Below are 269 nucleotides of genomic sequence, written 5' to 3'. Positions count from 1 at the left end.
GAGACCGTACCGCAAACCGACACAGGTGGGCGAGATGAGTATTCTAAGGCGCTTGAGAGAACTCGGGAGAAGGAACTCGGCAAATTGGTACCGTAACTTCGGGAAAAGGTACGCCCCGGTAGCTTGACTGGTTTACTCCAGAAGGGTGAAAGGGTTGCAATAAACTGGTGGCTGCGACTGTTTAATAAAAACACAGCACTCTGCAAACACGAAAGTGGACGTATAGGGTGTGACGCCTGCCCGGTGCTGGAAGATTAAATGATGGGGTG

Annotated in this window: 1 rRNA gene; it reads left to right on the top strand. The window is 51.3% G+C overall.

The window, feature by feature from the left end:
- Window positions 1-269, top strand: a 23S ribosomal RNA gene (locus GCM43_RS25625); the annotation flags it as partial.

The organism is Janthinobacterium aquaticum (genome assembly GCF_009208565.1).
GTDB lineage: Bacteria > Pseudomonadota > Gammaproteobacteria > Burkholderiales > Burkholderiaceae_D > Janthinobacterium.
Note: the sequence above shows the minus strand (reverse complement) of the source record. Positions and strands in the feature narration are given on the sequence as shown.